At 65.3% G+C, this 26,234-nt stretch carries 23 protein-coding genes and 1 pseudogene; 9 read left to right on the top strand and 15 right to left on the bottom strand.

Annotation, left to right across the window (positions count from 1 at the left end):
* Positions 1–8 precede the first annotated feature (8 nt).
* From V3B48_RS05800 to V3B48_RS05785, 4 genes and pseudogenes are all read left to right on the top strand, one after another.
* A complete protein-coding gene (locus tag V3B48_RS05800) occupies positions 9–1,310 on the top strand; it encodes an ABC transporter permease (RefSeq protein ID WP_329893372.1) in 1,302 nt (433 codons plus the stop codon).
* 21 nt (positions 1,311–1,331) lie between these two features.
* On the top strand, positions 1,332–2,546 hold the full coding sequence (locus tag V3B48_RS05795; protein ID WP_285301738.1) for an FtsX-like permease family protein: 1,215 nt from the start codon (positions 1,332–1,334) through the stop codon (positions 2,544–2,546).
* A gap of 176 nt (positions 2,547–2,722) precedes the next feature.
* Complete coding sequence (locus V3B48_RS05790) at positions 2,723–4,069, top strand: sigma-54 dependent transcriptional regulator (RefSeq protein ID WP_032129058.1); 1,347 nt, start codon at positions 2,723–2,725, stop codon at positions 4,067–4,069.
* A pseudogene (locus V3B48_RS05785) lies at positions 3,994–5,418 on the top strand (HAMP domain-containing sensor histidine kinase); the annotation flags it as partial. The gene V3B48_RS05790 and the pseudogene V3B48_RS05785, both read left to right, overlap by 76 nt.
* Positions 5,419–5,465: 47 nt before the next feature.
* Here the strand turns inward: V3B48_RS05785 and V3B48_RS05780 are convergent.
* The gene (locus tag V3B48_RS05780) at positions 5,466–5,999 is read right to left on the bottom strand and encodes a GNAT family N-acetyltransferase (protein WP_032129042.1); all 534 of its coding nucleotides are present in this window, start codon (positions 5,997–5,999) and stop codon (positions 5,466–5,468) included.
* Entirely contained in the window at positions 5,968–7,335 is a 1,368-nt protein-coding gene (gene glmU / locus V3B48_RS05775) for a bifunctional UDP-N-acetylglucosamine diphosphorylase/glucosamine-1-phosphate N-acetyltransferase GlmU (RefSeq protein ID WP_329893371.1), read from the bottom strand. Before glmU ends, V3B48_RS05780 begins: the two co-directional genes overlap by 32 nt.
* Positions 7,336–7,418: 83 nt before the next feature.
* Between glmU and V3B48_RS05770 the strand changes: the two genes are divergently transcribed.
* Positions 7,419–7,802, top strand: a complete 384-nt coding sequence (locus V3B48_RS05770; protein WP_121504337.1) for a GtrA family protein — start codon at positions 7,419–7,421, stop codon at positions 7,800–7,802.
* A gap of 186 nt (positions 7,803–7,988) precedes the next feature.
* Here the strand turns inward: V3B48_RS05770 and V3B48_RS05765 are convergent, their stop codons facing one another.
* The 9 genes from V3B48_RS05765 to V3B48_RS05725 form a co-directional block, all read right to left on the bottom strand.
* Complete coding sequence (locus V3B48_RS05765) at positions 7,989–8,411, bottom strand: F0F1 ATP synthase subunit epsilon (protein ID WP_005419509.1); 423 nt, start codon at positions 8,409–8,411, stop codon at positions 7,989–7,991.
* A gap of 113 nt (positions 8,412–8,524) precedes the next feature.
* A complete protein-coding gene (gene atpD / locus V3B48_RS05760; RefSeq protein ID WP_032129045.1) occupies positions 8,525–9,931 on the bottom strand; it encodes a F0F1 ATP synthase subunit beta in 1,407 nt (468 codons plus the stop codon).
* 38 nt (positions 9,932–9,969) lie between these two features.
* Complete coding sequence (atpG, locus tag V3B48_RS05755) at positions 9,970–10,833, bottom strand: F0F1 ATP synthase subunit gamma (RefSeq protein WP_032129046.1); 864 nt, start codon at positions 10,831–10,833, stop codon at positions 9,970–9,972.
* Between the two features lie 97 nt (positions 10,834–10,930).
* Entirely contained in the window at positions 10,931–12,478 is a 1,548-nt protein-coding gene (gene atpA / locus V3B48_RS05750) for a F0F1 ATP synthase subunit alpha (RefSeq protein WP_014038567.1), read from the bottom strand.
* A gap of 44 nt (positions 12,479–12,522) precedes the next feature.
* The gene (locus V3B48_RS05745) at positions 12,523–13,050 is read right to left on the bottom strand and encodes a F0F1 ATP synthase subunit delta (RefSeq protein ID WP_032129048.1); all 528 of its coding nucleotides are present in this window, start codon (positions 13,048–13,050) and stop codon (positions 12,523–12,525) included.
* A 2-nt stretch (positions 13,051–13,052) separates the two neighbouring features.
* Positions 13,053–13,523, bottom strand: coding sequence for a F0F1 ATP synthase subunit B (locus V3B48_RS05740; RefSeq protein WP_005419512.1), 471 nt, complete (start codon positions 13,521–13,523; stop codon positions 13,053–13,055).
* A gap of 106 nt (positions 13,524–13,629) precedes the next feature.
* A complete protein-coding gene (gene atpE / locus V3B48_RS05735; protein ID WP_005411133.1) occupies positions 13,630–13,935 on the bottom strand; it encodes a F0F1 ATP synthase subunit C in 306 nt (101 codons plus the stop codon).
* Between the two features lie 73 nt (positions 13,936–14,008).
* Entirely contained in the window at positions 14,009–14,809 is an 801-nt protein-coding gene (gene atpB / locus V3B48_RS05730; protein WP_010481316.1) for a F0F1 ATP synthase subunit A, read from the bottom strand.
* A 31-nt stretch (positions 14,810–14,840) separates the two neighbouring features.
* A complete protein-coding gene (locus tag V3B48_RS05725) occupies positions 14,841–15,206 on the bottom strand; it encodes a hypothetical protein (protein WP_006394654.1) in 366 nt (121 codons plus the stop codon).
* A gap of 459 nt (positions 15,207–15,665) precedes the next feature.
* Here V3B48_RS05725 and V3B48_RS05720 point away from each other — a divergent pair, with 459 nt between their 5' ends.
* Positions 15,666–16,484 (top strand): hypothetical protein, encoded by an 819-nt coding sequence (locus V3B48_RS05720; RefSeq protein WP_010481314.1) that lies wholly within the window; start codon positions 15,666–15,668, stop codon positions 16,482–16,484.
* A gap of 80 nt (positions 16,485–16,564) precedes the next feature.
* Here V3B48_RS05720 and V3B48_RS05715 read toward each other — a convergent pair whose 3' ends face one another.
* The 4 genes from V3B48_RS05715 to V3B48_RS05700 form a co-directional block, all read right to left on the bottom strand.
* Entirely contained in the window at positions 16,565–17,545 is a 981-nt protein-coding gene (locus tag V3B48_RS05715; protein ID WP_329893370.1) for a hypothetical protein, read from the bottom strand.
* A 241-nt stretch (positions 17,546–17,786) separates the two neighbouring features.
* Positions 17,787–19,595 (bottom strand): dihydrolipoyl dehydrogenase, encoded by a 1,809-nt coding sequence (gene lpdA / locus V3B48_RS05710; RefSeq protein ID WP_329893369.1) that lies wholly within the window; start codon positions 19,593–19,595, stop codon positions 17,787–17,789.
* A gap of 107 nt (positions 19,596–19,702) precedes the next feature.
* Positions 19,703–21,415, bottom strand: coding sequence for a dihydrolipoyllysine-residue acetyltransferase (aceF, locus tag V3B48_RS05705; RefSeq protein ID WP_049399181.1), 1,713 nt, complete (start codon positions 21,413–21,415; stop codon positions 19,703–19,705).
* 167 nt (positions 21,416–21,582) lie between these two features.
* A complete protein-coding gene (locus V3B48_RS05700) occupies positions 21,583–22,098 on the bottom strand; it encodes a DNA-deoxyinosine glycosylase (RefSeq protein ID WP_049460894.1) in 516 nt (171 codons plus the stop codon).
* Positions 22,099–22,284: 186 nt separating this feature from the next.
* Between V3B48_RS05700 and V3B48_RS05695 the strand changes: the two genes are divergently transcribed.
* The 3 genes from V3B48_RS05695 (at position 22,285) to glpK (ending at position 26,162) form a co-directional block, all read left to right on the top strand.
* Positions 22,285–22,920: an OmpW family outer membrane protein gene (locus V3B48_RS05695; protein ID WP_032129052.1), complete on the top strand. Its 636-nt coding sequence runs from the start codon at positions 22,285–22,287 to the stop codon at positions 22,918–22,920.
* A gap of 184 nt (positions 22,921–23,104) precedes the next feature.
* On the top strand, positions 23,105–24,583 hold the full coding sequence (gene glpD / locus V3B48_RS05690) for a glycerol-3-phosphate dehydrogenase (protein ID WP_329893368.1): 1,479 nt from the start codon (positions 23,105–23,107) through the stop codon (positions 24,581–24,583).
* 79 nt (positions 24,584–24,662) lie between these two features.
* Positions 24,663–26,162, top strand: a complete 1,500-nt coding sequence (glpK, locus tag V3B48_RS05685) for a glycerol kinase GlpK (protein ID WP_132810822.1) — start codon at positions 24,663–24,665, stop codon at positions 26,160–26,162.
* Positions 26,163–26,234 lie beyond the last annotated feature (72 nt).

Genomic DNA, 26,234 nt, shown 5'->3' with positions numbered 1-26,234 from the left:
GCCCGACCATGTTCGCCTACTACGCCCGATTGGCGGTGCGCAGCTTCCGCCGCAACAAGGTACTGACCGCGTTGATGGTGGTTGCCATCGCGCTCGGCATCGGCGCCTCGATGACCACGTTGACCGTGTTCCACGTGCTGTCCGGTGACCCGATTCCCGGCAAGAGTGACCAGCTGTTCTATGTGCAGGTCGAGCCGCGTCCGCGTGGCGGCTATACCCCGGGTGAGGAGCCTGAGGAACAGATGACCCGGCGCGATGCCGAGACCCTGCTGCGCGAGAAGCGCGGCGTCCGCCAGGCGATGATGAGTGCGGGCGGCGGCACGGTGGAACCGGAGCTCAGCACGCTCAAGCCGTTCTCGGTGGATACGCGCTGGACGTCGGCTGATTTCTTCCCGATGTTCGACGTGCCGATGCAGTACGGGCGCGCCTGGAGCAGCAGCGACGATGAGAGCCGCAGCCGCGTGGTGGTGCTGTCGAAAGCGATCAACGACAAACTGTTCCAGGGTGCCGACAGCACGGGTCGCGAGATCCGCCTGAGTGGCCATTCACTGCGGGTGATCGGCGTGATGAAGAAGTGGAACCCCGAACCCCACTTCTTCGATCTGACCACCGGCAACTACGGCAAGGATGAAGACCTGCTGGTGCCGTTCTCGACCGCGATGGACCTGGAGTTCGGCAGCAACGGCAACATGAACTGCTTTGGCGAGAATCCCGATGGCAGCAGCAACTCGATCAGCGCGCCGTGCAGCTGGATCCAGTACTGGGTAGAGCTGGACCCTGCCAAGGTCGAGGACTACCGCAGCTACCTGGTCAACTACTCGGACCAGCAGCGCGCAGCAGGGCGTTTCGAGCGTCCCACCAACGTGCGGCTTCGCCCGGTAATGGAGTGGTTGACGTTCAAGAACGCCGTGCCCAGCGACGTGCGCCTGCAGATGTGGCTGGCACTGGGCTTCCTCGGCGTCTGCCTGGTCAACACGGTGGGCCTGCTGCTGGCCAAGTTCCTGCGCCGCAGCGGCGAAATCGGCGTGCGTCGCGCCCTCGGCGCCAGCCGGGGGCAGATCTTCCTGCAGTGCCTGGTGGAAGCTGGTGCAATCGGCGTTGCCGGCGGTGTGCTCGGCATCGGCCTGGCCCTGCTTGGACTGTACGCGGTACGCCAGCAACCCGTGGACTACGCGGATCTCGCCCACCTGGACGGCAGCATGCTGCTGCTGGCCATCGGCCTGACCCTGTTCGCCAGTCTCGCCGCCGGTTTCCTGCCCGCCTGGCGCGCGATGCAGGTCACCCCGGCCATCCAGCTCAAGTCGCAGTAAGCACGAGTACGAGGACCTCCCATGGATATCCGCCCCATCCTCAGCACCCTGCGCCGGCACAAGACGGCCGCCGCCCTGATCGTGCTGGAAGTCGCCCTGACCTGCGCCATCGTCTGCAACGCCCTGTTCCTGGTCACCCAGCGCGTGGAACGGATCAGCCAGACCAGCGGCCTGGCCGAGAACGAACTGGTGTTCGTCCGGGTCAGCGGCATCGGCAAGCAGACCAACGGTCAGTCCCGCACTCTGGAAGACCTGTCTGCCCTGCGTGCGGTGCCCGGCGTGACTGCCGCAGCCAAGGTCAACCAGCTGCCGTTCCGCCCGAACTCCTCCAATACCAGCGTTTCGCTTAAACAGGAGCAGGAGCGTCCGACCGCCTTCGTCACCATGTACATGTTCGGCGAAGGCGGACTGCCCACGCTTGGACTGCAGCTGACCGCCGGCCGTGACTTCCAGTCCAGCGAGTACAGCAACTTCGAGGACGCACAGAAGAACGCCTCGTCCAATACGGCGTCCTCGGTGATCATCAGCCGCACCCTCGCTGACAAGCTGTACCCGGGCGAGAATGCACTGGGCAAGACGTTCTACATGGGCAAGCAGCCGCTGCACGTGGTCGGCATCGTCGCCGCACTGGCAACGCCCACCGACTACAACAACAACACCACGCTGTCGATGGTGCTGCCGGTGCGAACTGATTTCACCCAGGGCCCCTATGTGCTGCGTACCGCCCCGGAACGGCGCGAGGAAGTACTCAAGGGTGCGATCGCCGCGCTTGAACGCAATGACCCCAATCGACTGGTGCGCGAGAAGGAGACCTACGAGGATCAGCGCAAGGACTACTTCAAGAACGACCGCGCGATGGTCGGCCTGCTGATCACCGTCTGCGTCTCGTTGCTGGTGGTCACCGCGCTGGGCATCATCGGCCTGGCCAGCTTCTGGGTGCAGCAGCGCAGCAAGCAGATCGGCATCCGCCGTGCGCTGGGCGCGACCCGCGGGCAGATCCTGCGCTACTTCCAGACCGAGAACTTCCTGCTGGCCACGCTGGGCATCGTGCTGGGCATGCTGGCGGCCTACGCGATCAATCTGGCCTTGATGAATCTGTACGAGCTGCCGCGCATGCCGCTGCTGTACCTGCCGCTGGGTGCACTGCTGCTGTGGGCACTGGGCCAGATCGCCGTGTTCGGCCCGGCCCGCCGGGCTGCGGCTGTCCCGCCGGCGGTCGCCACCCGGGGCACCTGAGGCTCCGCTCCAGACAGGCCGGGCCGTGTCGATGGCCCGGCCTCCGGCCTTCCCCGAGGGCCGCTCCTGCACAGCCACGGGTTTGGCTATGCTTGATGGGTGGCGCCGGGCTCTCCCGGTGCGTGGACACGAACGGCTCCAACGGCGCCGCCCATCCCTTTCTGCAGAACCGCTTGATGCCTGCGATCCTGATCATCGACGACAACGCCAGCGTGGGTACCGCGCTGGACGTGCTGTTCTCCCTGCACGACATCGACACCCTGCAGGCGCAGAGCCCGTCCGAAGGGCTGGCCCTGCTGGAGTCGCAGCCGGTCGACCTGGTGATCCAGGACATGAACTTCAGCGAGGACACCACCTCCGGCGAAGAAGGCGAGGCCCTGTTCGCGCAGATCCGCGCGCGCCATCCCGATCTGCCGGTGATCCTGCTGACCGCCTGGACCCACCTCAGCAGCGCGGTGGATCTGGTCAAGGCCGGTGCGGCCGACTACCTGGCCAAGCCCTGGGACGACCGCAAGCTGATGACCACGGTCAACAACCTGCTGGAACTGTCCGAGGCGCGCCGCGAACTGGACCGGCGCCGCAGCCGTGAACTGCGCCAGCGCAATGCGCTGGAAGAGAAGTACGACCTGTGCGGCGCGGTCTTCGCCGACCCCGCCAGCGAGCGCGTCATCGCTCTCGCCTGCCAGGTCGCACGCTCGGAACTGCCGGTACTGATCACCGGCGCGAACGGTGCCGGCAAGGAGAAGATCGCGCAGATCATCCAGGCCAATTCCCTGGTGGCCAAGGGTCCATTCGTGGCGGTCAACTGTGGCGCGCTGCCTTCGGAACTGATCGAGGCCGAACTGTTCGGTGCCGAGGCCGGTGCGTATACCGGCGCCAACAAGGCACGCGAAGGCAAGTTCGAGGCCGCCGATGGTGGCACCCTGTTCCTGGATGAGATCGGCAACCTGTCGCTGGGCGGGCAGATGAAGCTGCTGCGTGTGCTGGAAACCGGCCGCTTCGAGCGCCTGGGCTCCAACCGCGAACGCCAGGTCAAGGTCCGCGTGGTCAGCGCGACCAATGCCGACCTGCCGGCGATGATCCGCGACGGCACCTTCCGCGAAGACCTCTATTACCGCCTCAACACGGTGGAACTGGTGCTGCCGCCGCTGGCCGATCGCCCGGGCGACATCGTGCCGCTGGCCGAGCGCTTCCTGACCGCTGGCAAGCCCCTGTCCAGCGCCGCCACCGCCGCCCTGCAGCGGCACCCGTGGCCAGGCAACGTGCGCGAACTGCGCAACGTGATCCAGCGCGCCGAACTGCTGGCCACCGGCAACCGCATTGAAGTGGCCGATCTCAATCTGCCGCGCGCAGCCGCAGCACCGCGCCCGGCCCCCAGTGCGGGCAATGACCCCGACCGCGCGCGCATCGAAGAGGTACTGGCGCGCAACCATGGCGTCATCGCCCAGGCCGCCGCCGAACTCGGCCTGAGCCGCCAGGCGCTGTACCGGCGCATGGACCGCCACGGTATCCCGCGAGAATGAAACGGCGCTCGTTCACTTTCCGCCTGTTCCTGCGCCTGCTGCCGGTGCTGGCGCTGGCCGCCGCGTTGCCGTGGCTGCTGGCCTACTGGATGGACCATGGCTGGGTGGTGACCACGGTGTCGGCGTTGATCCTGCTGTCGCTGATGTGGTGGACCTTGCGTCGCGCTACCGCCCCGGTGCGGTCACTGATGCGGGCCCTGGCGGGCACCACCAGCAGCTATCGCGACGGCGAATACAACTTCGGCGTGCACTGGCCCGGCAATGACGAGCTCGGCGACCTGGTGCAGGCACACCGCGAACTGGGCGATGTGCTGCGTGCGCAGCGGCAGGGCCTGGTGCAACGCGAACTTCTGCTGGACACGATGGTGCAGAACACGCCGGTGGCGATGCTGCTGATCGCCTCGGGCGGTGATGGCATCGCCCGCGTGGTGTTCTCCAATCTGGCTGCGCGCAAGCTGCTGCATGGCGGCTGGAAGCTGGAAGGCCAGCGCCTGGAGGACGTGCTGGAACAGGTGCCGGTGGAGCTGCGCGATGCCATCGCCCGCGGTGGCGACAGCCTGTTCGCGGTGCATGCCGAGGGCGAGGACGGCGATGAGGACGACGAGCAGGTGTACCACCTCTCGCGCCGCGCCTTCCAGCTCAATGGTCGTCCGCACGACCTGCTGCTGGTGCGCCTGCTGACCGCCGAGCTGCGCCGCCAGGAAGTACAGACCTGGAAGAAGGTGATCCGGGTGATCAGCCACGAGCTCAACAACTCGCTGGCACCGATTGCCTCGCTGGCCCACTCCGGCGGTGTACTGGTGCAGCGTGAGCGCTTTGACCGGCTGCCGGAGATCTTCACCACCATCGAGGATCGTGCACGCCACCTGGAAGGCTTCATCCGCGGCTATGCGCGCTTTGCCAAGCTGCCGCAACCGCAGTTGCAGACCGTGCACTGGGCCCCCTTCCTGTCCAGCCTGCGCCAGCAGATCCCATTCGGCATGGAACGTGAGCCGGACGAGGAACTGAGCAGCCGCATCGACATCGCCCAGTTCGGGCAGGCACTGCTGAACCTGTTGAAGAACGCGCACGAAGCCTGCGCCGAAGCAGAACCGCCCAACGACGACGTACAGGTGCAACTCACGCGGCTGCCGCAGTGGCTGCGCCTGGACGTACTGGATCGCGGCAAGGGCATGAACGAGCAGGTGCTGCAGAATGCGCTGATGCCGTTCTATTCGACCAAGCGCAATGGCACCGGGCTGGGCTTGGCCTTGACCCGCGAGATCGTGGAAGCGCATGGCGGCCGGGTATCACTGCAGAATCGCGGCGATGGCGGGTTGTGCGTGTCGATCCTGTTGCCGGTGGGTTGAGCGGGTAGGTCCACGCCATGCGCGGATGTGCCGACCAAGGTCGGCACCTACCAAACCTGCCGCATCGCCACCCGCAGGTGCATCGGGAACCCGAGCGCAGCCTCTTCGGCCATCACCGCGCGCAGGCCATCGTTCCACTGCGCCTCGGGCACTACGTCGAATCCTTCGCTGGCATAGAAGGCCGCATTCCACGGCACATCGGACAGCGTGGTCAGCACCGCGGCCGCGTAGCCTCCCGCCCTCGCCTGCGCCAAGGCATGGCGCAGCAAAGCGCGGCCGTGGCCACGCCGCGCGTGTGCGGGATCCACGTCCATCTGCAACACATGGAATTCACCGCAGAGTTCACCGGCCAGCAGGTAACCCGCGATACCACCGTCAGCCGCATCCACCACCCACAACTGGCCACGTTGAAGGCCATCCTGCAGCGTCGGCAGGTCCAGACCATGCCCGGCAAACACCGGGTAGGCCTGGTGACCCTTCAGCAGTTCACCGGCACGTTGTTCAATTGCCGGCAGCATGCCGAGTTCGTCGGCATGCGGGATGCGTGGCTCAGGACTTCTTGAGCGGGCGCTTCCAGCCATCGATGGTTTCCTGTCGTGCACGTGCCAGTGTCAGCTTGCCATCCGGGGCGTCGCGGGTGATGACCGAACCGGCGGCAATCGTCGCACTGTCGCCAATGGTCACCGGCGCTACCAGCGAACTGTTGGAACCAATGAAGGCGTTGTCGCCGATGGTGGTGGTCGACTTGTTCACGCCGTCGTAGTTGCAGGTGATGGTGCCGGCACCGATGTTTACCTTGCTGCCGATCACCGCATCGCCCAGGTAGGTCAGATGGTTGGCCTTGCTGCCAACACCGAGGGTGACCTTCTTGGTCTCGACGAAGTTGCCCACGTGCACGCCGTCGGCGAGCACGGTCCCCGGGCGCAGCCGCGCGAACGGTCCCACCAGTGCTGCGCCTTCGGTGACCACGCCTTCAAGATCACAATGCGCGCGCACTTCGGTGCCCGGGCCAAGATTGACGTCCTTCAGCCGGTTGAACGGGCCCACGGTGACGCCGTCGCCGAGCACGATGTGGCCTTCCAGAACGACGTCGACATCGATCAGCACATCGCTGCCCACGGTGACGGTGCCACGGATATCCACTCGTGCCGGGTCACGCACGCGCGCGCCCTGCGCGCACAGGGCCCGTACCGCGCGGCGCTGCCAGGCACGCTCCAGCTGCGAAAGCTGCCAGGGATCGTTTGCCCCTTCGGCTTCCTGCGCGTCGGCCACCAGTGCCATTTCGGCCGGGGTGTACTCGTGCGCAGCAAAGGCGAACACGTCGGTCAGGTAGTACTCGCCCTGAGCGTTGCTGTTGGACAACTGCGACAGCCAGCGCCGCAGCGCGGTCGACTCGGCGGCAATGATGCCGGTATTGATCGTGCGCACACGCAGCTGGTCGTCGGTAGCGTCCTTCTGCTCGACAATGGAGCCCACCTTGCCTTCGGCATCGCGCAGCACGCGGCCGTAGCCGGTCGGGTCATCGACATCGGCGACCAGCACCGCCAGGCGACCCGGCTGCGCCAGCAGGTCGCGCAGGGTCTGCGCGCGGATCAGCGGCACGTCGCCGTACAGCACCAGCACCTGCGCGGCGTCGGGCACCTGCGGCATCGCCTGGGCCACCGCATGGCCGGTGCCCAGCTGCCGTGCCTGTTCAGCCCATTGCAGATCGGGCTGGTCGGCGAAGTGCTGGCGCACCGCTTCACCACCATGGCCGAAGACCACATGGATCGCCGAGGGCTGCAGTTCGCGGGCCGCATCGATCACATGCGCCAGCATCGGCTGGCCGGCGATCGGCTGCAGCACCTTCGGCAGCACCGACTTCATGCGCTTGCCCGCGCCAGCGGCGAGGATGATGACGTGCAGGGGTTGGGTCATGGAAACGGCAGTCCGTGGTTCGTTGCCGATGATTCTAGAGCGCGGGCCGTTAACATGTGCATCCCACCTCCTTCACCGCACTGATGGGCCTCGTCCGCCAGGGAAGCACCTATCTCATCATCGGGCTCGTGCAGCTGCTGCTCGACTGGCTGGTGTTCGTCACCGCGACCGCGCTGGGCCTGCCGGTGGTGCCTGCCAACATTGCCGGTCGCCTGGCCGGGATGCTGCTGGGCTTCTGGCTCAACGGCCGTTACACCTTTGCCAACGCAGGTGATGCGCGCCTTGGCTGGCGTCGATTTTCACGCTTCTTCGGGCTGTGGCTGCTGCTGACCGCGACAAGCACGTTGCTGGTGAGCCTGGTCGACCACGCGCTGGGCCTGCAGTACACCTGGCTCGCCAAGCCGCTGGTGGAAGGCGGGCTGGCGTGCGTTTCCTTCCTGCTGATGCGCTACGTGGTCTACCGCTGATACGGCGCTGGGATCGGGATCGGTAGAGTCGACTGTTGGTCGACTGCTCTTCCATCAGACTGCGGAAATCCCGCGCTGCGCGCGATAGTCGACTGACAGTCGACTCTGCCCAGCCGACACTCTACCCCGCACAAACAAAAACGCCGGCACAGGGCCGGCGTTCTCGTGGATGCAGCGCGAGAAACCTCAGTGCTTGAGGTTCTTGCGCAGGCGCTCCAGCGCCTGCAGCTGGACGACGGCTTCGGCCAGCTTCTGCTGGGCTTCAGCCACTTCCATCGCTTCGCCGCGGTTGGCCAGGATGCGCTCGGCTTCTTCCTTGGCCTTGCGGACCGAGGCTTCGTCGATGTCCTGCGCGCGGATCGCGGTGTCGGCCAGCACGGTCACCACCTGCGGCTGCACTTCCAGGATGCCGCCGGAAATGGCGAAATCCAGCTGCTCGCCGTTCGGCGTGGTCACCACCACCTTGCCCGGCTTCAGGCGGGTGATCAGCGGCGCGTGCTTGGGCGCGATGCCCAGTTCGCCCAGCTCACCGGTGGCCACGACCAGGGTCGCTTCGCCACGGAAGATTTCCTGCTCGGCGCTGACGATGTCGCAACGGATCGTGCTCATGCAAATCTCTTCGCTGTTCGCGGCGGCGCAATGCCACCGTGGGAGTCCACCGGCGCGGGCGGTTGCCCGGCGCCGGCGTCAGGTCGGGCAGGATCGCTCCCGCCCGTCCCGGATCAGGCCTTCTCGGCCATCTTCTTGGCCTTCTCGACCGCTTCTTCGATGCCGCCGACCATGTAGAACGCCTGCTCCGGCAGGTGGTCGTACTCGCCATCGACGATGGCCTTGAAGCCACGGATGGTGTCCTTCAGCGGCACGTACTTGCCCGGCGAACCGGTGAACACTTCGGCCACGTGGAACGGCTGGCTGAAGAAGCGCTCGATCTTACGGGCGCGCGACACGGCCTGCTTGTCCTCTTCGGACAGCTCGTCCATGCCCAGGATCGCGATGATGTCCTTCAGTTCCTTGTACTTCTGCAGGGTCTGCTGGACGCGCTGGGCGGTGTCGTAGTGCTCGTGGCCGATGACCAGCGGGTCCATCTGGCGGCTGGTGGAATCCAGCGGATCGACGGCCGGGTAGATACCCAGCGAGGCGATCGAACGCGACAGGGTGACGGTCGAGTCCAGGTGGGCGAAGGTGGTCGCCGGCGACGGGTCGGTCAGGTCGTCCGCGGGAACGTAGACGGCCTGGATCGAGGTGATCGAACCGTTCTTGGTCGAGGTGATGCGCTCCTGCAGGACGCCCATTTCCTCGGCCAGGGTCGGCTGGTAACCCACGGCGGACGGCATGCGGCCCAGCAGTGCCGACACTTCGGTACCGGCCAGGGTGTAGCGGTAGATGTTGTCGACGAACAGCAGGACGTCCTTGCCCTTGCCGTTCTCGTCCTTCTCGTCGCGGAAGTACTCGGCCATGGTCAGGCCGGTCAGGGCGACGCGCAGACGGTTGCCCGGCGGCTCGTTCATCTGGCCGTACACCATCGCCACCTTGTCGAGGACGTTGGAGTCCTTCATTTCGTGGTAGAAGTCGTTGCCCTCACGGGTACGCTCACCCACGCCGGCGAACACGGACAGACCGCTGTGCGCCTTGGCGATGTTGTTGATCAGTTCCATCATGTTGACGGTCTTGCCGACGCCGGCGCCGCCGAACAGGCCGACCTTGCCGCCCTTGGCGAACGGGCACATCAGGTCGATGACCTTGATGCCGGTTTCCAGCAGCTCGGTAGCCGGGGACTGGTCTTCGTACGACGGGGCCGCACGGTGGATTTCCCAGCTGTCGCTGGCGGCCACCGGGCCGGCTTCGTCGATCGGACGGCCGAGCACGTCCATGATGCGGCCCAGGGTGCCAGCGCCGACCGGCACGGAGATGCCGCGGTCGGTGTTGGTGGCGACCAGGTTGCGCTTCAGGCCGTCGGTGGAACCGAGGGCGATGGTACGCACCACGCCGTCGCCCAGCTGCTGCTGGACTTCGAGGGTGATTTCGGTGTTGTCGACCTTCAGTGCGTCGTACACCTTCGGCACCGACTCACGCGGGAATTCGACGTCGACGACCGCGCCGATGATCTGAACGATCTTGCCCTGACTCATTGCTGCATCCTCTAAATGTGTGCTTTGAACGAACGCGGTCAGACTGCTGCCGCGCCGCCGACGATTTCGGAGATTTCCTGGGTGATCGCTGCCTGGCGTGCCTTGTTGTAGACCAGCTGCAGCTCACCGATCAGCTTGTTGGCGTTGTCGCTCGCCGCCTTCATCGCGACCATGCGTGCGGCATGTTCGGAGGCAACGTTTTCCAGCAGCGCCTGGTACACCAGCGACTCGATGTAACGCGTCATCACGTGCTCCAGCACGGTCGCGGCATCGGGTTCGTACAGGTAATCCCAGTCGTGGTGAGCGACCTGCTTCTCAGCCGGCGGCAGCGGCAGCAGCTGATCGAAGCTGGCCTTCTGCGTCATGGTGTTCACGAAGCGGTTGTAGACCAGGTACACGCGGTCGACCTTGCCTTCGGTGAAGGCGTCGAGCATGACCTTGATCACACCGATCAGCGATTCCAGCTTCGGCACGTCGCCGATGTGGGTCACGCTGCCGACCATGTTGACCTTCACGCGGCGGAAGAAGGTCGATGCCTTCTGGCCGATGGTCACCAGGTCCACTTCCGCGCCCTTGTCCTGCCATGCCTTGGCTTCGCCCAGCATCCTGCGGAACAGGTTGTTGTTCAGGCCGCCGGCCAGGCCGCGATCGGAGGAGATCACGATGAAGCCGACCCGCTTGACCTGCTCGCGCTCGACCAGGAACGGATGCTGGTAGTCGGTGCTGGCCTGGGCCAGGTGACCGATCACCTGCTTCATCGCCTGCGCGTACGGACGCGAGGTCTTCATCCGATCCTGCGCCTTGCGGATCTTGGAGGCCGAGACCATTTCCAGGGCGCGCGTCACCTTGCGGGTGTTCTGCACGCTCTTGATCTTGGTTTTGATTTCGCGTCCGCTTGCCATCTCTTGTTTCCCGTGGCGCGGGGCTGCTGCCCCGCGTTGTTCAACCGTTTGTCATCTGGTCCAGCGGAGCCAGAGGCTCCGCTCTACAGGACCGCGATTACCAGCTGCCGGTGGTCTTGAACTCGGCGATGCCCTTCTTGAAGGCACCTTCGATGTCGTTGTCCCAACCGCCGGTGGCGTTGACCTTGCTGATCAGCTCGCCCTGGGTGTTGGCGAAGTGGGCGTGCAGGCCTTCTTCGAACGCCAGCAGCTTGTTGACCGGCACGTCGTCGAGGTAACCCTCGTTGACGGCGTAGATCGACAGCGCCTGGTTGGCGATCGACATCGGCGCGTACTGCTTCTGCTTCATCAGCTCGGTGACGCGCTGGCCACGCTCCAGCTGCTTGCGGGTGGCTTCGTCCAGGTCCGAGGCGAACTGCGCGAACGCAGCCAGCTCGCGGTACTGGGCCAGCGAGATACGGATGCCGCCCGACAGCTTCTTGATGATCTTGGTCTGGGCCGAGCCACCGACGCGCGACACCGAGATACCGGCGTTCACGGCCGGGCGGATGCCGGCGTTGAACAGGTCGGTTTCCAGGAAGATCTGGCCGTCGGTGATCGAGATCACGTTGGTCGGAACGAAGGCGGACACGTCGCCGGCCTGGGTTTCGATGATCGGCAGCGCGGTCAGCGAACCGGTCTTGCCGGTGACCTTGCCTTCGGTGAACTTCTCGACGTATTCCTCGGACACGCGGGCTGCGCGCTCGAGCAGACGGGAGTGCAGGTAGAACACGTCACCCGGGTAGGCTTCACGGCCCGGCGGGCGCTTCAGCAGCAGCGAGATCTGGCGGTAGGCGACGGCCTGCTTGGACAGATCGTCGTACACGATCAGCGCGTCTTCGCCGCGGTCCATGAAGTACTCACCCATGGTGCAGCCCGAGTAGGCGCTGATGTACTGCATGGCAGCCGATTCGGAAGCAGTCGCGGCCACCACGATGGTGTGGGCCAGCGCGCCGTTCTCTTCCAGCTTGCGCACGATGTTGGCGATGGTCGAAGCCTTCTGGCCGATCGCAACGTACACGCACTTGATGCCGGTGCCCTTCTGGTTGATCACCGCATCGATCGCCATCGCGGTCTTGCCGGTCTGGCGGTCACCGATGATCAGCTCGCGCTGGCCACGGCCGATCGGGATCATCGAGTCGACCGACTTGTAACCGGTCTGCACCGGCTGGTCGACCGACTTGCGCCAGATCACGCCCGGAGCAACGCGCTCCACCGGAGCGGTCAGGTCGGTGCCCAGCGGGCCCTTGCCGTCGATCGGCTCGCCCAGCGCGTTCACGACGCGGCCCAGCAGTTCCGGACCGACCGGCACTTCCAGGATGCGGCCGGTGGTCTTGGCGACGTCGCCTTCGCGCAGGTTTTCGTAGTCACCCAGGACCACGGCGCCGACCGAGTCGCGCTCCAGGTTCAGGGCCAGGGCGAAGGTGTTGTTCGGCAGTTCGATCATTTCGCCCTGCATCACGTCGGCCAGACCGAAGATGCGCACGATGCCGTCGGACACGCTGGTCACGGTGCCTTCGTTGCGCGATTCCGCGGCCAGCTTGACCTTCTCGATGCGGTTCTTGATCAGTTCGCTGATTTCGGAGGGGTTGAGCGTGGTTGCCATCGTCAAGTCCTAGTGCCGGCAGCGGGGCCGGACGTTAAATGAATTCAGTTAGCGAGCGCGGTCTGCAGACGGGCCAGCTTGCCCTTCAGCGAACCATCGATGACCACGTCGCCGGCGTCGATCACGGCGCCGCCGATCAGCGAAGCATCGACCGCGGTGGTCACGTCGACCTCGCGGTTGAAGCGCTTGCGCAGCGCAACCTTGATCGCGTCCAGCTCTCCGGCCGACAGCTCGGAAGCCGAGGTCACCGTGGCCTTGACCACGTGCTCGGCTTCGGCGCGCAGGGCGTCGAACATGCCGGAGATTTCCGGCAGCAGCGGCAGACGATGCGATTCGGCCAGGATGGCCAGGAAGCGCGAGTAGGTCTCGCCGTGGGACACCGGCGCCAGCAGGGCGACGGCGTCGTCACGACCCAGCTCCGGGTTGGCGAGCAGGGCCGCCACGCGCGGATCGGCGGCGACGTGGGCGGAGAACGCCAGGGCGTCCGACCACGGCGCGAACGCGCCTTCGTCGCGCGCGGTCGCGAACGCGGCGCGGGCGTACGGGCGGGCAAGCGTGAGGGCCTGGCTCATCCTTAGATCTCCGAGGCCAGCTCGTCGAGCAGCGCCTTGTGGGCGTTGGCGTCGATTTCGCGCTTGAGCAGCTTTTCGGCACCGGTCACGGCCAGCGCGGACACCTGCTTGCGCAGATCTTCACGGGCACGGTTGGCGGCGGCGTCGATTTCAGCCTGGGCCAGTTCCTTCTGACGGGTGGCTTCGGTGATCGCTTCGTTACGGGCAGCATCAACGATCTGGTTGGCACGTGCGTGGGCCTGATCGATGATCTCGTTGGCCTTGGTACGTGCTTCCTTCAGCGCTTCGTTGACCTTCTCCTGCGCCTGGGCCAGATCTTTCTGGCTGCGGTCGGCAGCAGCGAGGCCTTCAGCAATCTTCTGCTGGCGCTCTTCGATCGCGTTCATCAGCGGCGGCCAGATCTTGGTCGCGATGATCCAGATCAGACCAGCGAAGGCCAGCGCCTGCGCAAGAAGGGTGAAATTGATATTCATGGTTAGCTCGATCGCTGGTTTCGGGGTGGACGCGCCGCCGTAGCGGCGCATCCGGCCTTCATCCGAAACCGGGTGCATCAGCACCCGGTCGTCTCAAACCGCTGTATCAGCCGGCCAGAGCCTTGGTGACGGCGCCAGCAAAGGCAGCCGACAGCGGGTTGGCGAAGGCCAGCAGCAGGCCGACGGCGACCGAGATGATGAACGCGGCGTCGATCAGGCCGGCGGTGATGAACATGCGGACCTGCAGGACCGGGATCAGTTCCGGCTGGCGGGCGGCCGACTCCAGGAACTTACCAGCCATGATGGCCAGACCCAGACCGGCGCCCAGCGCGGCCAGGCCGATCATGATGCCGACGGCAAGGGCGGTGGAGCTCTGAATCTGCGCGAAGTTGGTCAGGACGGCGAAGTACATGGTTATCTCCAGGAACTTAAGTTGCTAAGGGTGATGAAACGGATGAAGGTTGAAACGCGTTGAAGCTTGAAACTCAGTGAGCGTCTTCCGACAGGCTCAGGTACACGATCGACAGCATCATGAAGATGAAGGCCTGCAGCGGGATCACCAGCAGGTGGAACAGCATCCAGCCGAGGCCGAACACACCACCGGCAATGGCACCGAAGAAACCGGCACCACCCAGCACCCAGATCAGCAGGAACACGATTTCGCCGCCGAACATGTTGCCGAACAGTCGCATCGCCAGCGAGATCGGCTTGCTCAGCCACTCGACGATGTTGAGGATCAGGTTGAACGGCATCATCCACTTGCCGAACGGCGCCGTCAGGAATTCCTTGATGAAGCCGCCCAGGCCCTTGGACTTGAGCGCGAAGAACAGCATCAGGAAGAACACGCTGATGGCCATGCCCAGGGTGGCATTGACGTCAGCGGTCGGGACCGGCTTCCAGTAGTGCACGCCCACCCATTCCAGCGGCTTGGCGATGAAATCGGCCGGGATCATCTTCAGCAGATTCATCAACAGGATCCAGAAGAAGATCGTGATGGCGATCGGCGTGACCAGCTTGCTCTTGCCGTGGTAGGTGTCCTTGGCCTGGCGGTCGACGAACTCCAGGCAGATCTCGACGAAGGCCTGCCACTTGCCCGGCACGCCGGCGGTGGCCTTGCGGGTGCCCAGCCAGAACGCGACAACGATCACCAGGCCCATCAGGACCGCGGTGAGGAAGGTATCGACGTGGATATGCCAGAACATACCCTCACCCTTGCCGACCGGCGCGGTCAGGTTGTGCAGGTGATGCTGGATGTAGCTGGTAGGGGTTAGAGCCTCGCCCGCCATGTGTCCGGAACCTTCAGTTAATTGAATTCTGTCAACGCCTGGCCATCGCCAGGACCTGGAACATCAAGCCGACGGCGATACCAGCCAACAGCGCCAATGCAGGCAGCTTGAAGACCAGGAACCCCACCAGCAGGACGCCGAAAACCACCACCCACTTGGCCACGATCGCAATGATCAGGCGAGCCATCGCCGAACCTGCGGCCAGTGCCCCACCGCCCAGTGCCATCCGTGCCGCCACCCAGCCACCGGCCGAAATGGCCACACCGGACGCCAGCGCGCCGAGGGCATATTTCGGACCTACCAGCAGGAAGGCCAGGGCCAGGACAGCCACTGCGGCCAGCGGGTAGACCGCGGCGCGCAGCATCAGTCGCCGACCCGCATCAACGGAGTTCAGCACAGGACGTCCCGCGTGGTTGCAAGTGGAGGGCTGAGGCGACTACAGCAGGGGGGCCTCATCGAGCCGCCAAATTATAGCAATGGGACAATTTGCGAGACAACCGCCCCCTGTTCATCCCGGGAGGCCGCAAGTTGCGGTAACGGTTACATTTTTGCGTGCCACTCAAGGGACAATGACGTCCGTATGATGTTGCAGCGCAGTATTGAACTTTGGTCGCAGGCGGCGGAACTTTCGCCGAATGCGCCGGTCCGATCTTTCGACCTGCCTGCAGCAACCTCGTCGACGCTCCGCCCCGCAGGTCCCACGATGGCCCCGAAGCCCGGCTCCGGGGCCATCTTTTTGCATCGTCGCGACAGCGCTGAACCGTGCACACTTCGTGGACCATACGTTCACGGATGGTGGACGGGCCTGTCCGGCACAGTGGTCTTCATTCTGATGAACCACTGCAAGGACTCTTCGATGCGCCCCGTACCCACCCTGCTCGCCCTCTCCCTGCTCGCCGCCGGCGCTTCGTTCGCCACTGCCGCCCACGCCGCTGAAGGCGACGACCGCTTCGCCCTGCGCCTGGGTGCGATGAACATCGACTCGGACAACACCCTTCGCGGCAAGACCAACGTCGCCGGCCAGGACATCGGCTTCTCCGAGGACTTCAAGCTGGGTGGCAAGGAATGGGAGCCACGCATCGATGGCATGTTCCGCATCAGCAACCGCCAGCGCCTGCTGTTCAACTACTTCAAGTACGACAAGGACCGCCGCGAGACCCTTGGCCAGGACATCTCCTTCGGTGACGTCAACGTGCCGTCCGGCAGCTTCGTCAAGGGCGAACTGAAATACCAGGTCGCCAGCCTGGTCTATGACTACTCGGTGGTGGACACCGATACCTTCGACCTCGGCCTGCAGCTGGGTGCCGAGTACGCCAAGGTCAGCACCAAGGCCTACGCCGATCTGGGCACCGTCTACGAAGGCCAGTTCCTCAATGAGAAGACGGACGGCGTGGCGCCGGTGGTCGGTGCGCGCCTGAGCTTCACCCCGTCGGAAAAGTGGATGATCACGCTGCAGGGCCAGTATCTCAACACGCGCTGGGGCAGCTTCGATGACTACAAGGGCGACCTGAGCCGCGCCAACGCCATCGTCGATTACCGCTTCACGAAGAACTTCGGTGTGTTCGCTGGCTACGACTGGTTCAAGCTCGACGCGGACAAGAAGGGCAGCGACGGCACCATCGGCCTGAAGCAGGAATTCAAGGGCCCGGTGGCCGGCGTCAGCTTCGTGTTCTGATCCCCCGCCCCTTCCACGGCACACTCTCTCCTGGCGCGGCCTCCGGAACATCGGGGCCGCGCTTTTTGTTGCCCGTTCAGTCAGGCGCGATTTTCATCTCGAAGGATCCAGGCCAACGTTTCCAGGAAGAGATCCAGACTGAAGATCCCGCTCGCTATCGTGGAAAGCGCCACGGCACCTGATGCATCCTTGATCGTGATGCGCTCGCTCCACTGGTTGATATCGACCTGGGCCAGCGTTGCCGTTGGAATGCGGCGCCCACCCACCTCGATGTGGTTGCGGGTCAACAGGATGGACTGGGTTGTGACATCAAGGTATTTCCCCAGGATGCGCTTTTTCCAGACCTGTGCGCTGGAGACGTAGTTGAAGGTAACCACTGAGTTCGAGCTCAATGCCGTGATCATCACCGGGAGGCGTTCCCGCACGTGCAGCTGGCAGACCAGCTGCATGAATTCGAGATGCCGCCCAAGATGTTGGTTTGCCCAGTGGAAGGCGGTCGTTGGTGCGAGGCGGTAGGCGACATCGGTAAGAAACCCCGCCGCTCCCAGCTTGCCTGTACCAAACAGGTAGAGGTCCTGCATCTCAGCGAACGCGATATAGGTGCGCTTCCTGCCGACAACCTCGGTGATCCCGCGCTCATAGACTTCATACCGCGCCTTGCGCAGCGTTCCCTGCCATACCGTCAGCCCCAGAACGGCCAGTCCGCACACCAGCACAAGTGCCACGCCCATGTGGATGGTCCTGTAGCCATCGACCGGTACGTGATTCTTCAGTACGAGCAGGAATGCAGCTGCCAGGAAAAATACCCCTGCCAATGCGTACATCAGTACAAGCGGCCACTTGCTGTATCTAAACGTTTCAATCAGCTCCCCGGTCTGAGGAGATTGCGGATGCGTCATGGTTGGGGTCGCCCCGGTTGGCCGATGATTGGGCGGGTGAAGATAGTTCCTGATTTCCGGCCATATCAAACAGCAACCTTTCACCACGATGAGGTTCGCCGCTCCATCCGAAGCGCCCGCAAGCGATACCGAGACGCGCCAGAGGCCGTACACGACATCCATCACCGCGATTGGCAGTGCGATACCCCTTTCTGCGCATTGAGAGCCACGGACGGGCTCCAAAAGGAACTCGCTACCGCGCGCCGGGTGCAAGGGTCGCCACAGGCCGCTTCAGGCCAAGTACGACAGAATCGAAGTGGTCAGACGACGATGGCGGGCAAGAAAAAACCCGACTCTCGCCGGGTTTTCCGTTTTACGTGGCAAGTCCGCCGGGCATGGCCCGGCGCCACCAGGGCCAAGTGCCTTACTTCTTCTTCGGCATGTACAGATCGGTGATCGTGCCGTCGTAGATTTCCGAGGCCATCGCCACCGACTCGCTCAGCGTCGGGTGGGCATGGATGGTGTGGCCGATGTCTTCCGCCTCCGCACCCATCTCGATTGCCAGGCCGATCTCGGCCAGCAGGTCACCGGCATGCACGCCAACGATGGCACCACCGATGATGCGGTGGGTCTCTTCGTCGAAGATCAGCTTGGTGAAGCCCTCGGTGCGGCCGATGCCGATCGCGCGGCCACTGGCGGCCCACGGGAACTTGGCCACGCCGACCTTCAGGCCCTTGGCCTTGGCTTCGGTCTCGGTCACGCCGACCCAGGCGATTTCCGGGTTGGTGTAGGCCACCGACGGAATCACGCGGGCGACCCATTCCTTCTTGTGGCCGGCAGCCACTTCGGCAGCCAGCTTGCCCTCGTGCGTGGCCTTATGGGCCAGCATCGGGTTGCCGACGATGTCGCCGATGGCAAAGATGTGCGGCACGTTGGTGCGCATCTGGCGGTCGACCGGAATGAAGCCGCGGTCGGTGACCTGCACGCCGGCCTTCTCGGCATCGATCTTCTTGCCGTTCGGCGAGCGACCCACGGCCACCAGCACGCGATCGAAGGTGCCCTGCGCCAGCGCAGGCGCTTGGCCTTCCTCGGCCGCTTCGAAGGTGACGGTGATGCCCTTGGCGTCGGCGGTGACGCCCGAGGCCTTGGTCTTCAGGTGCACTTCGATGCCCTGCTTCTTCAGGCGGTCAGCCAGCGGCTTGACCAGGTCCTTGTCGGCGCCCGGCATCAGCTGGTCCATGAACTCGACCACGGTCACCTTGCTGCCCAGCGCACCGTACACGGTAGCCATTTCCAGACCGATGATGCCGCCACCGACAACCAGCAGCGAGCCCGGCACTTCGGCCAGCTCCAGCGCGTCGGTGGAATCCATCACGCGCTTGTCGTCCCACGGGAAGTTCGGCAGCTTCACCGCCTGCGAACCGGCGGCGATGATGCACTTCTGGAAGCGCAGCAGCTGGGTGCTACCATCAGCGGCGGTGATTTCCAGCTCGTTGGCCGAAACGAATTTGCCGACGCCCTGCACGCTGCGGACCTTGCGCTGCTTGGCCATGCCGGCCAGGCCCTTGGTCAGCTGGTTGACGACCTTTTCCTTGTACTCGCGCAGCTTGTCCAGGGTGATGGTCGGCTTGCCGAACTCGACGCCGAAATCACCGGCGTGGGCCACTTCGTCGATGACCGCTGCAGCGTGCAGCAGCGCCTTGGACGGAATGCAGCCCACGTTGAGGCAGACGCCACCGAGGCTGGCGTAACGCTCGACCAGCACCGTATCCAGGCCGACGTCGGCAGCGCGGAAAGCGGCGGTGTAGCCGCCCGGGCCGGAGCCCAGCACGACCATTTCGCATTCGATGTCGGCTGGCTTGCCGCTGGACAGCGCCGGCTTCGGCGCAGCCGGTTCAGCCGGGGCGCGGTGCGACGGGGTCACCGGCGGCTTGCTGGCCGGAGCGGCCGCTGCCGGGGCCGGCGCGGCGGCCTTGGCCGGGACTTCAGCGGCACCTTCGGCGTCCAGCACCACGACCACGGCGCCTTCGGACAGGGTGTCGCCCAGCTTGACCTTGATTTCCTTGACCACGCCGGCAGCCGAGGACGGCACTTCCAGGGTGGCCTTGTCCGATTCCAGGGTCACCAGACCCTGATCCTTCTTCACCGTGTCGCCGACGGCGACCAACACTTCGATCACCGGCACATCGCTGTAATCGCCGATGTCGGGAACCTTGACTTCAATCGTGGCCATGGTGGGTTTTCCTCGTGCCCGCGCGACGGTGCCGGCGGGCTGTCACTGCATCTGTTCACACGGCCGCGCCAGGGGCGGCGGCCGCACGGTGGGGGCGAAGCGGTGCCTTACAGCAGCACGCGGCGCATGTCGGCCAGTACCTGCGACAGGTACGTGGTGAAGCGTGCGGCCAGTGCGCCGTCGATGACGCGGTGGTCGTAGCTCAGCGACAGCGGCAGCATCAGCTTCGGTGCGAACTCCTTGCCGTTCCAGACCGGCTGGATGGACGACTTGGAGACGCCGAGGATGGCCACTTCCGGTGCATTGACGATCGGGGTGAACGCGGTGCCGCCGATGCCGCCCAGCGAGCTGATCGAGAAGCAGCCGCCACTCATGTCGGCCGGGCCGAGCTTGCCGTCGCGCGCCTTCTTGGCCAGTTCGCCGGTTTCCTGCGCGATCTGCACCACGCCCTTCTTGTCCACGTCGCGAATGACCGGCACGACCAGGCCGTTCGGCGTGTCGGCGGCAAAGCCGATGTGGAAGTACTTCTTCAGGGTCAGGTTTTCACCGCTGGCATCGAGCGAGGCGTTGAACTCCGGGAACTTCTTCAGCGCCGCGGCGCTGGCCTTGATCAGGAAGGCGAGCATGGTCAGCTTGATGCCGGCCTTCTCGTTTTCCTTGTTCAGCGCCACGCGCAGGCCTTCCAGGTCGGTAATGTCGGCCTGTTCGAACTGGGTGACGTGCGGGATCATGGCCCAGTTGCGGGCCAGGTTCGCACCCGAGATCTTCTTGATGCGCGACAGCGGCTGGACTTCGGTCTCGCCGAACTTGCTGAAGTCGACCTTCGGCCACGGCAGCAGGTTCAGGCCACCACCGGCAGCAACAGCAGCACCGCCGGCAGCCGGCACGCCACCGCTGAGTGCGGCCTTGACGAACTTCTGCACGTCACCCTTGGTGATGCGGCCACCCTTCTCGGTGCCGTTGATCTGCAGCAGGTCCACGCCCAGTTCGCGGGCGAACACACGCACCGCCGGGGTGGCATACGGCACCTTGGCCGGCAGCACGCCATCGGCGTTGAACTGCACCGGCGGGCTGGACGGGGTACCGGCCGAGGCGACCTCGCGGGCCGCCAGCTTGTCCGGCTGCGCCGGCACAGCGACCGGCTCGACCTTGGTGGCGGTCTCGGCGGCAGCCGGAGCGGCAGCAGCGGCTGCCTTGGTCGGCGCCGGCGCGGCAGCGCCCTCGGCCTCGATGATGGCGACCACATTGCCCTGCGACAGAGTGTCGCCGACCTTGACCTTCAGTTCCTTGACCACGCCAGCCACCGACGACGGCACTTCCATGGTGGCCTTGTCGCTTTCCAGCGTGACCAGGCCCTGGTCCTTCTTGACCGTGTCGCCGACGGCGACCAGCACTTCGATGACCGGAATGCCGGAATAGTCGCCGATATCCGGCACCAGCGCTTCAACCGCACCACCGCTGGCAGCCGGAGCGGCCGGCGCAGCTGCGGCCGGGGCCGGCGTGCTCTGGGTGGCAGCGGCCGGCGCTGCGGCCTTGGCCGGTGCCGGGGCGGCAGCGGCCGGCTTGGCAGCCTCGCCTTCAGCCACTTCGATCAGCGCCACGACCTTGCCCTCGGACAGGGTGTCACCGACCTTGACCTTGATCTCCTTGACCACGCCGGCGACGGCCGACGGCACTTCCATGGTCGCCTTGTCGCTTTCCAGCGTCACCAGGCCCTGGTCCTTCTTGACCGTGTCGCCGACGGCGACAAGCACCTCGATTACCGGGATATCGCTGTAGTCACCGATATCGGGGACAAGTGCTTCCTTGATTTCGGCCATGGGGATAACTCCGGCAATCTGGTGTAGGGAAACGTCTATTGTGCGGCCAGCGGGGGCCAGCGCCAACCGTTACAGGTGTTTTCAGTACTCACGCAGCCGGGACACGCTGTTGCTCATGGGTTGCGGCCGCGACCAGTCGGTAGCGTATTGTCCGGACGATGTCCGCTTCATGTCGCCAGTGCGTCGGCTACCGGCTGCCAGGCCTGGCGCAGCCGCGGCAGTGACCAGGCCGCGTTGGCCGGGCTGGTGGACGGCAGCGCCAGCAGCCTTGGCGGCGCCTCCAGGCCGGGCAGCACCCAACGCTGGAATGCCTTCAGCGATGCCGCACCGTTGCAGCCGATCAGCTCCAGCTCAGGAAGCGAAGCGATCAATGCCGGCAGCGCATTGGGTACTTCCGTGCCACGCACGATGTCGGCATCCAGGCTGCCACGCCGCTCGCACTGACCGATCACATCCCACAGACCCACACCGGCTGCCTGCAGTGCGCGCAGCCGTTGCGGGTACGCCAGGGCCACATCGAAGCCACAGATATCGGCCAGCACAGGCCAGAAGCGATTGCGCGGATGTGCGTAGTAGCGCTGCTCCTGCAATGACGCAACGCCGGGCATCGAACCCAGCAGCAGCACCCTGCAATCCGCCTTCACCTGCGCTTGCAGGCCGATGCACACCGTTGCTTCGCTCACATCTTCTCCAACTGCATGAATGTCGCCGAAGGCCGAAAAGCCCATGAAAACAGGCTTTTCGCTCCAGTCGCTGAACAAGGGAAACTATTTTTTAACGTGCGTCGGATTCGATTCATGTTGGGGCGACTACGGTGTGCTCGCCCCGCAACCGGGGGCCCAAAACAAGAAACATTAGGAGATACCCCCATGCGCTCCATCCGTATCCTGAGTCTCGCCCTGCTGACCTCCGCCGCCTTCGCGCCGGCCGCTTTCGCCCAGGACAGCAGCAGCACCGACACCGCTTCGGGCAAGCATTTTGCCGTTGTTGGCGGCATCTCGCTGCTGGAACCGAAGAACGACCCGATCACCGGCGTCAAGAAGACCGATGGTGGCCCGGCGCCGACCGTCAGCTTCAGCTACTACATCAACGACAACTGGGCCGTTGAACTGTGGGGCGCTGCCGACAAGTTCGACAACAAGTTCAAGGGCCCGAACAACGCCCGCCTGGGCTCGGTCGAGCAGCAGCCGATCGCGCTGAGCGGCCAGTACCACTTCGGTCAGGCTGACAACGTGTTCCGTCCGTTCGTGGGCGTGGGCTACTACCAGTCGAGCTTCAGCAACGAGAAGCTGGGCAACGGCGCTGACACCGACATCCGCTTCAAGGATGCCAAGGGCGTGATCGGCACCGTCGGCGTGGACATGAACATCAACTCCACCTGGTTCGCCCGTGCTGACGCCCGCTACATGCGCGCCCGCCCGGACGTGAAGGTTGGCGGCGAGAAGATCGGCGAAGCCAAGATGGATCCGTGGACCGTCGGCTTCGGCATCGGCGCCCGCTTCTGATCCAGGCTGCACCTGCTTCACTGATGTAACGCGACGGGCCCTTCGGGGCCCGTCGTCGTTTCCGTCACCCGCGTTCTGTAGAGTCGAGCTTGCTCGACTGCCTTTCGTAGAGTCGAGCTTGCTCGACTTTTGCAACAGCAGTCGACTGACAGTCGACTCTACACACACAGGATGCGGAGGCGCGATGCACGACGTCGACCTGCTGGTGATCGGTGGCGGTATCAACGGTGCCGGCATCGCCCGTGATGCCAGCGGCCGCGGCCTGCGCGTGCTGTTGTGCGAGCAGCACGACCTCGCTGCGCATACCTCCAGCGCCAGCAGCAAGCTGATCCACGGTGGCCTGCGCTACCTGGAACAGCGCGAGTTCGGTCTGGTACGCAAGGCCTTGGGCGAACGCGAGGTGGTACGCCGGCAGGCACCCTATCTGGTCCGCCCGCTGCGTTTCGTGCTGCCGTGGGAACCGCACCTGCGCCCACGCTGGATGCTGCGCGTGGGACTGTGGCTGTACGACCACCTGGGCCCACGCAGCCCGGCATTTCCCGCCTCGCGCGCCCTGGACCTTCAGCATGATCCGCTCGGCCCCTGGCTCTCCCCGGATCTGCGGCAGGCCTTCAGCTACGCCGACGCGCAGGTCGATGACGCGCGTCTGGTACTGCTCAATGCCCTGGATGCTGCCTCGCGTGGCGCACAGGTACATGTGCGCAGCCGCTGCATCGAACTGCGCCCTGTGCAGGGCCGTTGGCAGGCCGTGCTGGAATCCGCCGATGGCCAGCAGCATGTGACCGCGCGCGCCGTCGCCAATGCGGCTGGCCCATGGGCCGGTGGCCTGCTGGAGCAGATGGAGGCCCGCAGCGGCGGCCCCGCGCTGCGGCTGGTACAGGGCAGCCACATCGTGCTGCGCCGCCCCTGGCCCGATGACCGTGCCTGCCTGCTGCAGCAGCCCGATGGCCGCGTGGTGTTCCTGCTGCCGTTCACCCACGATCATCTGCTGATTGGCACCACCGACACCGACTACCGCGGTGACCCGGCGCGCTGCAGCGTGCTGCCTTCCGAGGTGAGCTATCTGTGCGCGGCCGCCAGCCGCTATCTGCGTGAGCCGATCACTCCGGAAGACGTGGTCTGGCAGTTCGCCGGTGTACGTCCCCTGCTGGCCGACCCGGACCCGCGTGCGGCAACGCTGAGCCGCGACTACCGCCTTCAGCTGCAGTCCAACCCGGCGCCAGCGCTGCATGTGCTGGGCGGCAAGCTGACCACCTACCGGGTGCTGGCCGAGGAAGCGCTGAACCTGCTGCGCCCTGCCCTGCCACAGATGAGACCGGCCTGGACGGCAGGCGGAGACCCGCTGCCGGGCAGCGACTGGGGTGACGCCACACAGGCGCGCTCCCGCCTGCAGGCGCTGGCACCGTGGTTGCCCGTGGAGATCGCACGGCGTTGGGCCGAAGCCTACGGCAGCCGCAGCGCCGCCCTTCTGCAGGGTGCACGGGGCATGGACGATCTTGGAGAGGACTTCGGCGGCGGCCTGCATGCGCGGGAAGTGGCTTTCCTGCGCGACCACGAATGGGCCTGGGACGCCGAGGACGTGCTGTGGCGGCGGAGCAAGCTGGGGTTGCGGCTGGATGCTGCGCAGGTGGCGCGGCTGCAGGCGTGGATCGATAGACGGTAGAGTCGAGCTTGCTCGACTGACATGAAAAGCAGTCGAGCAGGCTCGACTCTACCAACACCATCGCTACCGGAGACGCTGCATGACGCCCCGCTACGTGCTGGCCATCGACCAGGGCACCACCAGTTCGCGCGCGATCCTGTTCGACCGCGCCGGCGACATCGTCGGCAGCGCGCAGCGCGAATTCGCGCAGATCTTCCCGCAGCCGGGTTGGGTCGAGCATGACCCGCGCGAGATTCTCACCAGCGTCTATGCCACGCTGACCGAACTGCTCAGCCGCGGGCAGATCGACCCGCGCCACATCGCCGCACTGGGCATCACCAACCAGCGCGAAACCACCGTGGTCTGGGACCGTGCCACCGGACAGCCGATCCACAACGCCATCGTCTGGCAGTCGCGGCAGAGCCACGCCATCTGCGAGCGGCTCAAATCCGAAGGGCATGAGGCGCTGATCCGCGAGCGCACCGGCCTGCTGATCGATGCCTATTTCTCCGCCACCAAGGTGCGCTGGATCCTCGACCACGTGGAGGGCGCGCAGCAGCGTGCCGAGCGCGGCGAGCTGCTGTTCGGCACCATCGACAGCTGGCTGGTCTGGAACCTCAGTGGTGGCCAGGCGCATGTGACCGACTACAGCAACGCGGCGCGCACGCTGCTGTTCAACATCCACACGCTGGACTGGGATGACGACCTGCTGGCGCTGCTGGACATCCCGCGCGCGATGCTGCCGCAGGTGCGCGATTCCAGCGCGGTGTACGCGCATACCCGGCCGCAGTTCTTCTTCGATCACCCGATTCCGATCGCCGGCATCGCCGGTGACCAGCAGGCGGCGCTGTTCGGCCAGGCCTGCTTCCAGCCGGGCATGGTCAAGAACACCTATGGCACCGGCTGCTTCATGCTGATGCACACCGGCGCGCAGGCGGTGCGTTCGCGCAATGGCCTGCTGACCACCATCGCCTGGGGCCTGGACGGGCGCGTGGAATATGCGCTGGAAGGCTCGATCTTCATCGCCGGCTCGGTGGTGCAGTGGCTGCGCGATGGGTTGCGCATGATCGAACGCGCCAGCGACAGCCAGGCGCTGGCCGCGCAGGTGCCCGACAGTGGCGGTGCTTACCTGGTACCAGCATTTGTCGGCCTCGGTGCGCCCTATTGGCGCAGTGATGTGCGCGGCGCGATGTTCGGCCTGACCCGTGGCACTCGTAAGGCGCACTTCGTGCGTGCCGCGCTGGAGGCGATGGCCTACCAGACCCGCGACGTGCTCGATGCGATGCAGTCCGATGCCGGCATCGCGCTGACCGAGCTGCGCGCCGATGGCGGTGCGATCGGCAACGACTTCCTGGCCGGATTCCAGGCCGACATCCTTGGCGTGCCACTGCTGCGGCCGCGGCTGACCGAAACCACCGCACTGGGCGCGGCCTACCTGGCCGGGCTGGCGGTGGGGTTCTGGTCCAGCCGCGAACAGATCGCCGCGCAATGGGGCCTGGACCGGCGCTTCGAGCCACAGATGGAGGTGGCGCGGCGCGAGAAACTGTATGCGGGATGGCAGCAGGCCGTGGCGGCCACCCTCGCCTTCCACGTCGACTGACGGTAGTGGCGGGCGCGGGGCGGGCACCCCAAGGTGGGTGTGGGGGCCGGGAGGGTTGCGGCCCGGCGCCGG

This window comes from Stenotrophomonas sp. SMYL20 (assembly GCF_036320045.1).
In the GTDB taxonomy this organism is placed as follows: Bacteria; Pseudomonadota; Gammaproteobacteria; order Xanthomonadales; family Xanthomonadaceae; genus Stenotrophomonas; species Stenotrophomonas maltophilia_A.
The sequence above is the reverse complement of the archived record's forward strand: the minus strand, read 5'-3'. Positions and strand labels throughout refer to the sequence as shown.

What these genes read in the sequence shown, in the direction of transcription:
- V3B48_RS05715 (WP_329893370.1), bottom strand. Translation starts at nt 17,545, where the DNA reads ATGGATGTCGTGTACGGCCTCTGGCGCGTCTCGGTATCGCTTGCGGGC.
- atpE (WP_005411133.1), bottom strand. Translation starts at nt 13,935, where the DNA reads ATGTACTTCGCCGTCCTGACCAACTTCGCGCAGATTCAGAGCTCCACC.
- V3B48_RS05780 (WP_032129042.1), bottom strand. Translation starts at nt 5,999, where the DNA reads ATGGCTGGAAGCGCCCGCTCAAGAAGTCCTGAGCCACGCATCCCGCAT.
- glmU (WP_329893371.1), bottom strand. Translation starts at nt 7,335, where the DNA reads ATGACCCAACCCCTGCACGTCATCATCCTCGCCGCTGGCGCGGGCAAG.
- V3B48_RS05770 (WP_121504337.1), top strand. Translation starts at nt 7,419, where the DNA reads ATGGGCCTCGTCCGCCAGGGAAGCACCTATCTCATCATCGGGCTCGTG.
- aceF (WP_049399181.1), bottom strand. Translation starts at nt 21,415, where the DNA reads ATGGCCGAAATCAAGGAAGCACTTGTCCCCGATATCGGTGACTACAGC.
- glpD (WP_329893368.1), top strand. Translation starts at nt 23,105, where the DNA reads ATGCACGACGTCGACCTGCTGGTGATCGGTGGCGGTATCAACGGTGCC.
- atpA (WP_014038567.1), bottom strand. Translation starts at nt 12,478, where the DNA reads ATGGCAACCACGCTCAACCCCTCCGAAATCAGCGAACTGATCAAGAAC.
- V3B48_RS05800 (WP_329893372.1), top strand. Translation starts at nt 9, where the DNA reads ATGTTCGCCTACTACGCCCGATTGGCGGTGCGCAGCTTCCGCCGCAAC.
- V3B48_RS05695 (WP_032129052.1), top strand. Translation starts at nt 22,285, where the DNA reads ATGCGCTCCATCCGTATCCTGAGTCTCGCCCTGCTGACCTCCGCCGCC.
- lpdA (WP_329893369.1), bottom strand. Translation starts at nt 19,595, where the DNA reads ATGGCCACGATTGAAGTCAAGGTTCCCGACATCGGCGATTACAGCGAT.
- V3B48_RS05790 (WP_032129058.1), top strand. Translation starts at nt 2,723, where the DNA reads ATGCCTGCGATCCTGATCATCGACGACAACGCCAGCGTGGGTACCGCG.
- V3B48_RS05740 (WP_005419512.1), bottom strand. Translation starts at nt 13,523, where the DNA reads ATGAATATCAATTTCACCCTTCTTGCGCAGGCGCTGGCCTTCGCTGGT.
- glpK (WP_132810822.1), top strand. Translation starts at nt 24,663, where the DNA reads ATGACGCCCCGCTACGTGCTGGCCATCGACCAGGGCACCACCAGTTCG.
- V3B48_RS05765 (WP_005419509.1), bottom strand. Translation starts at nt 8,411, where the DNA reads ATGAGCACGATCCGTTGCGACATCGTCAGCGCCGAGCAGGAAATCTTC.
- V3B48_RS05720 (WP_010481314.1), top strand. Translation starts at nt 15,666, where the DNA reads ATGCGCCCCGTACCCACCCTGCTCGCCCTCTCCCTGCTCGCCGCCGGC.
- atpG (WP_032129046.1), bottom strand. Translation starts at nt 10,833, where the DNA reads ATGGCAAGCGGACGCGAAATCAAAACCAAGATCAAGAGCGTGCAGAAC.
- V3B48_RS05745 (WP_032129048.1), bottom strand. Translation starts at nt 13,050, where the DNA reads ATGAGCCAGGCCCTCACGCTTGCCCGCCCGTACGCCCGCGCCGCGTTC.
- atpB (WP_010481316.1), bottom strand. Translation starts at nt 14,809, where the DNA reads ATGGCGGGCGAGGCTCTAACCCCTACCAGCTACATCCAGCATCACCTG.
- atpD (WP_032129045.1), bottom strand. Translation starts at nt 9,931, where the DNA reads ATGAGTCAGGGCAAGATCGTTCAGATCATCGGCGCGGTCGTCGACGTC.
- V3B48_RS05795 (WP_285301738.1), top strand. Translation starts at nt 1,332, where the DNA reads ATGGATATCCGCCCCATCCTCAGCACCCTGCGCCGGCACAAGACGGCC.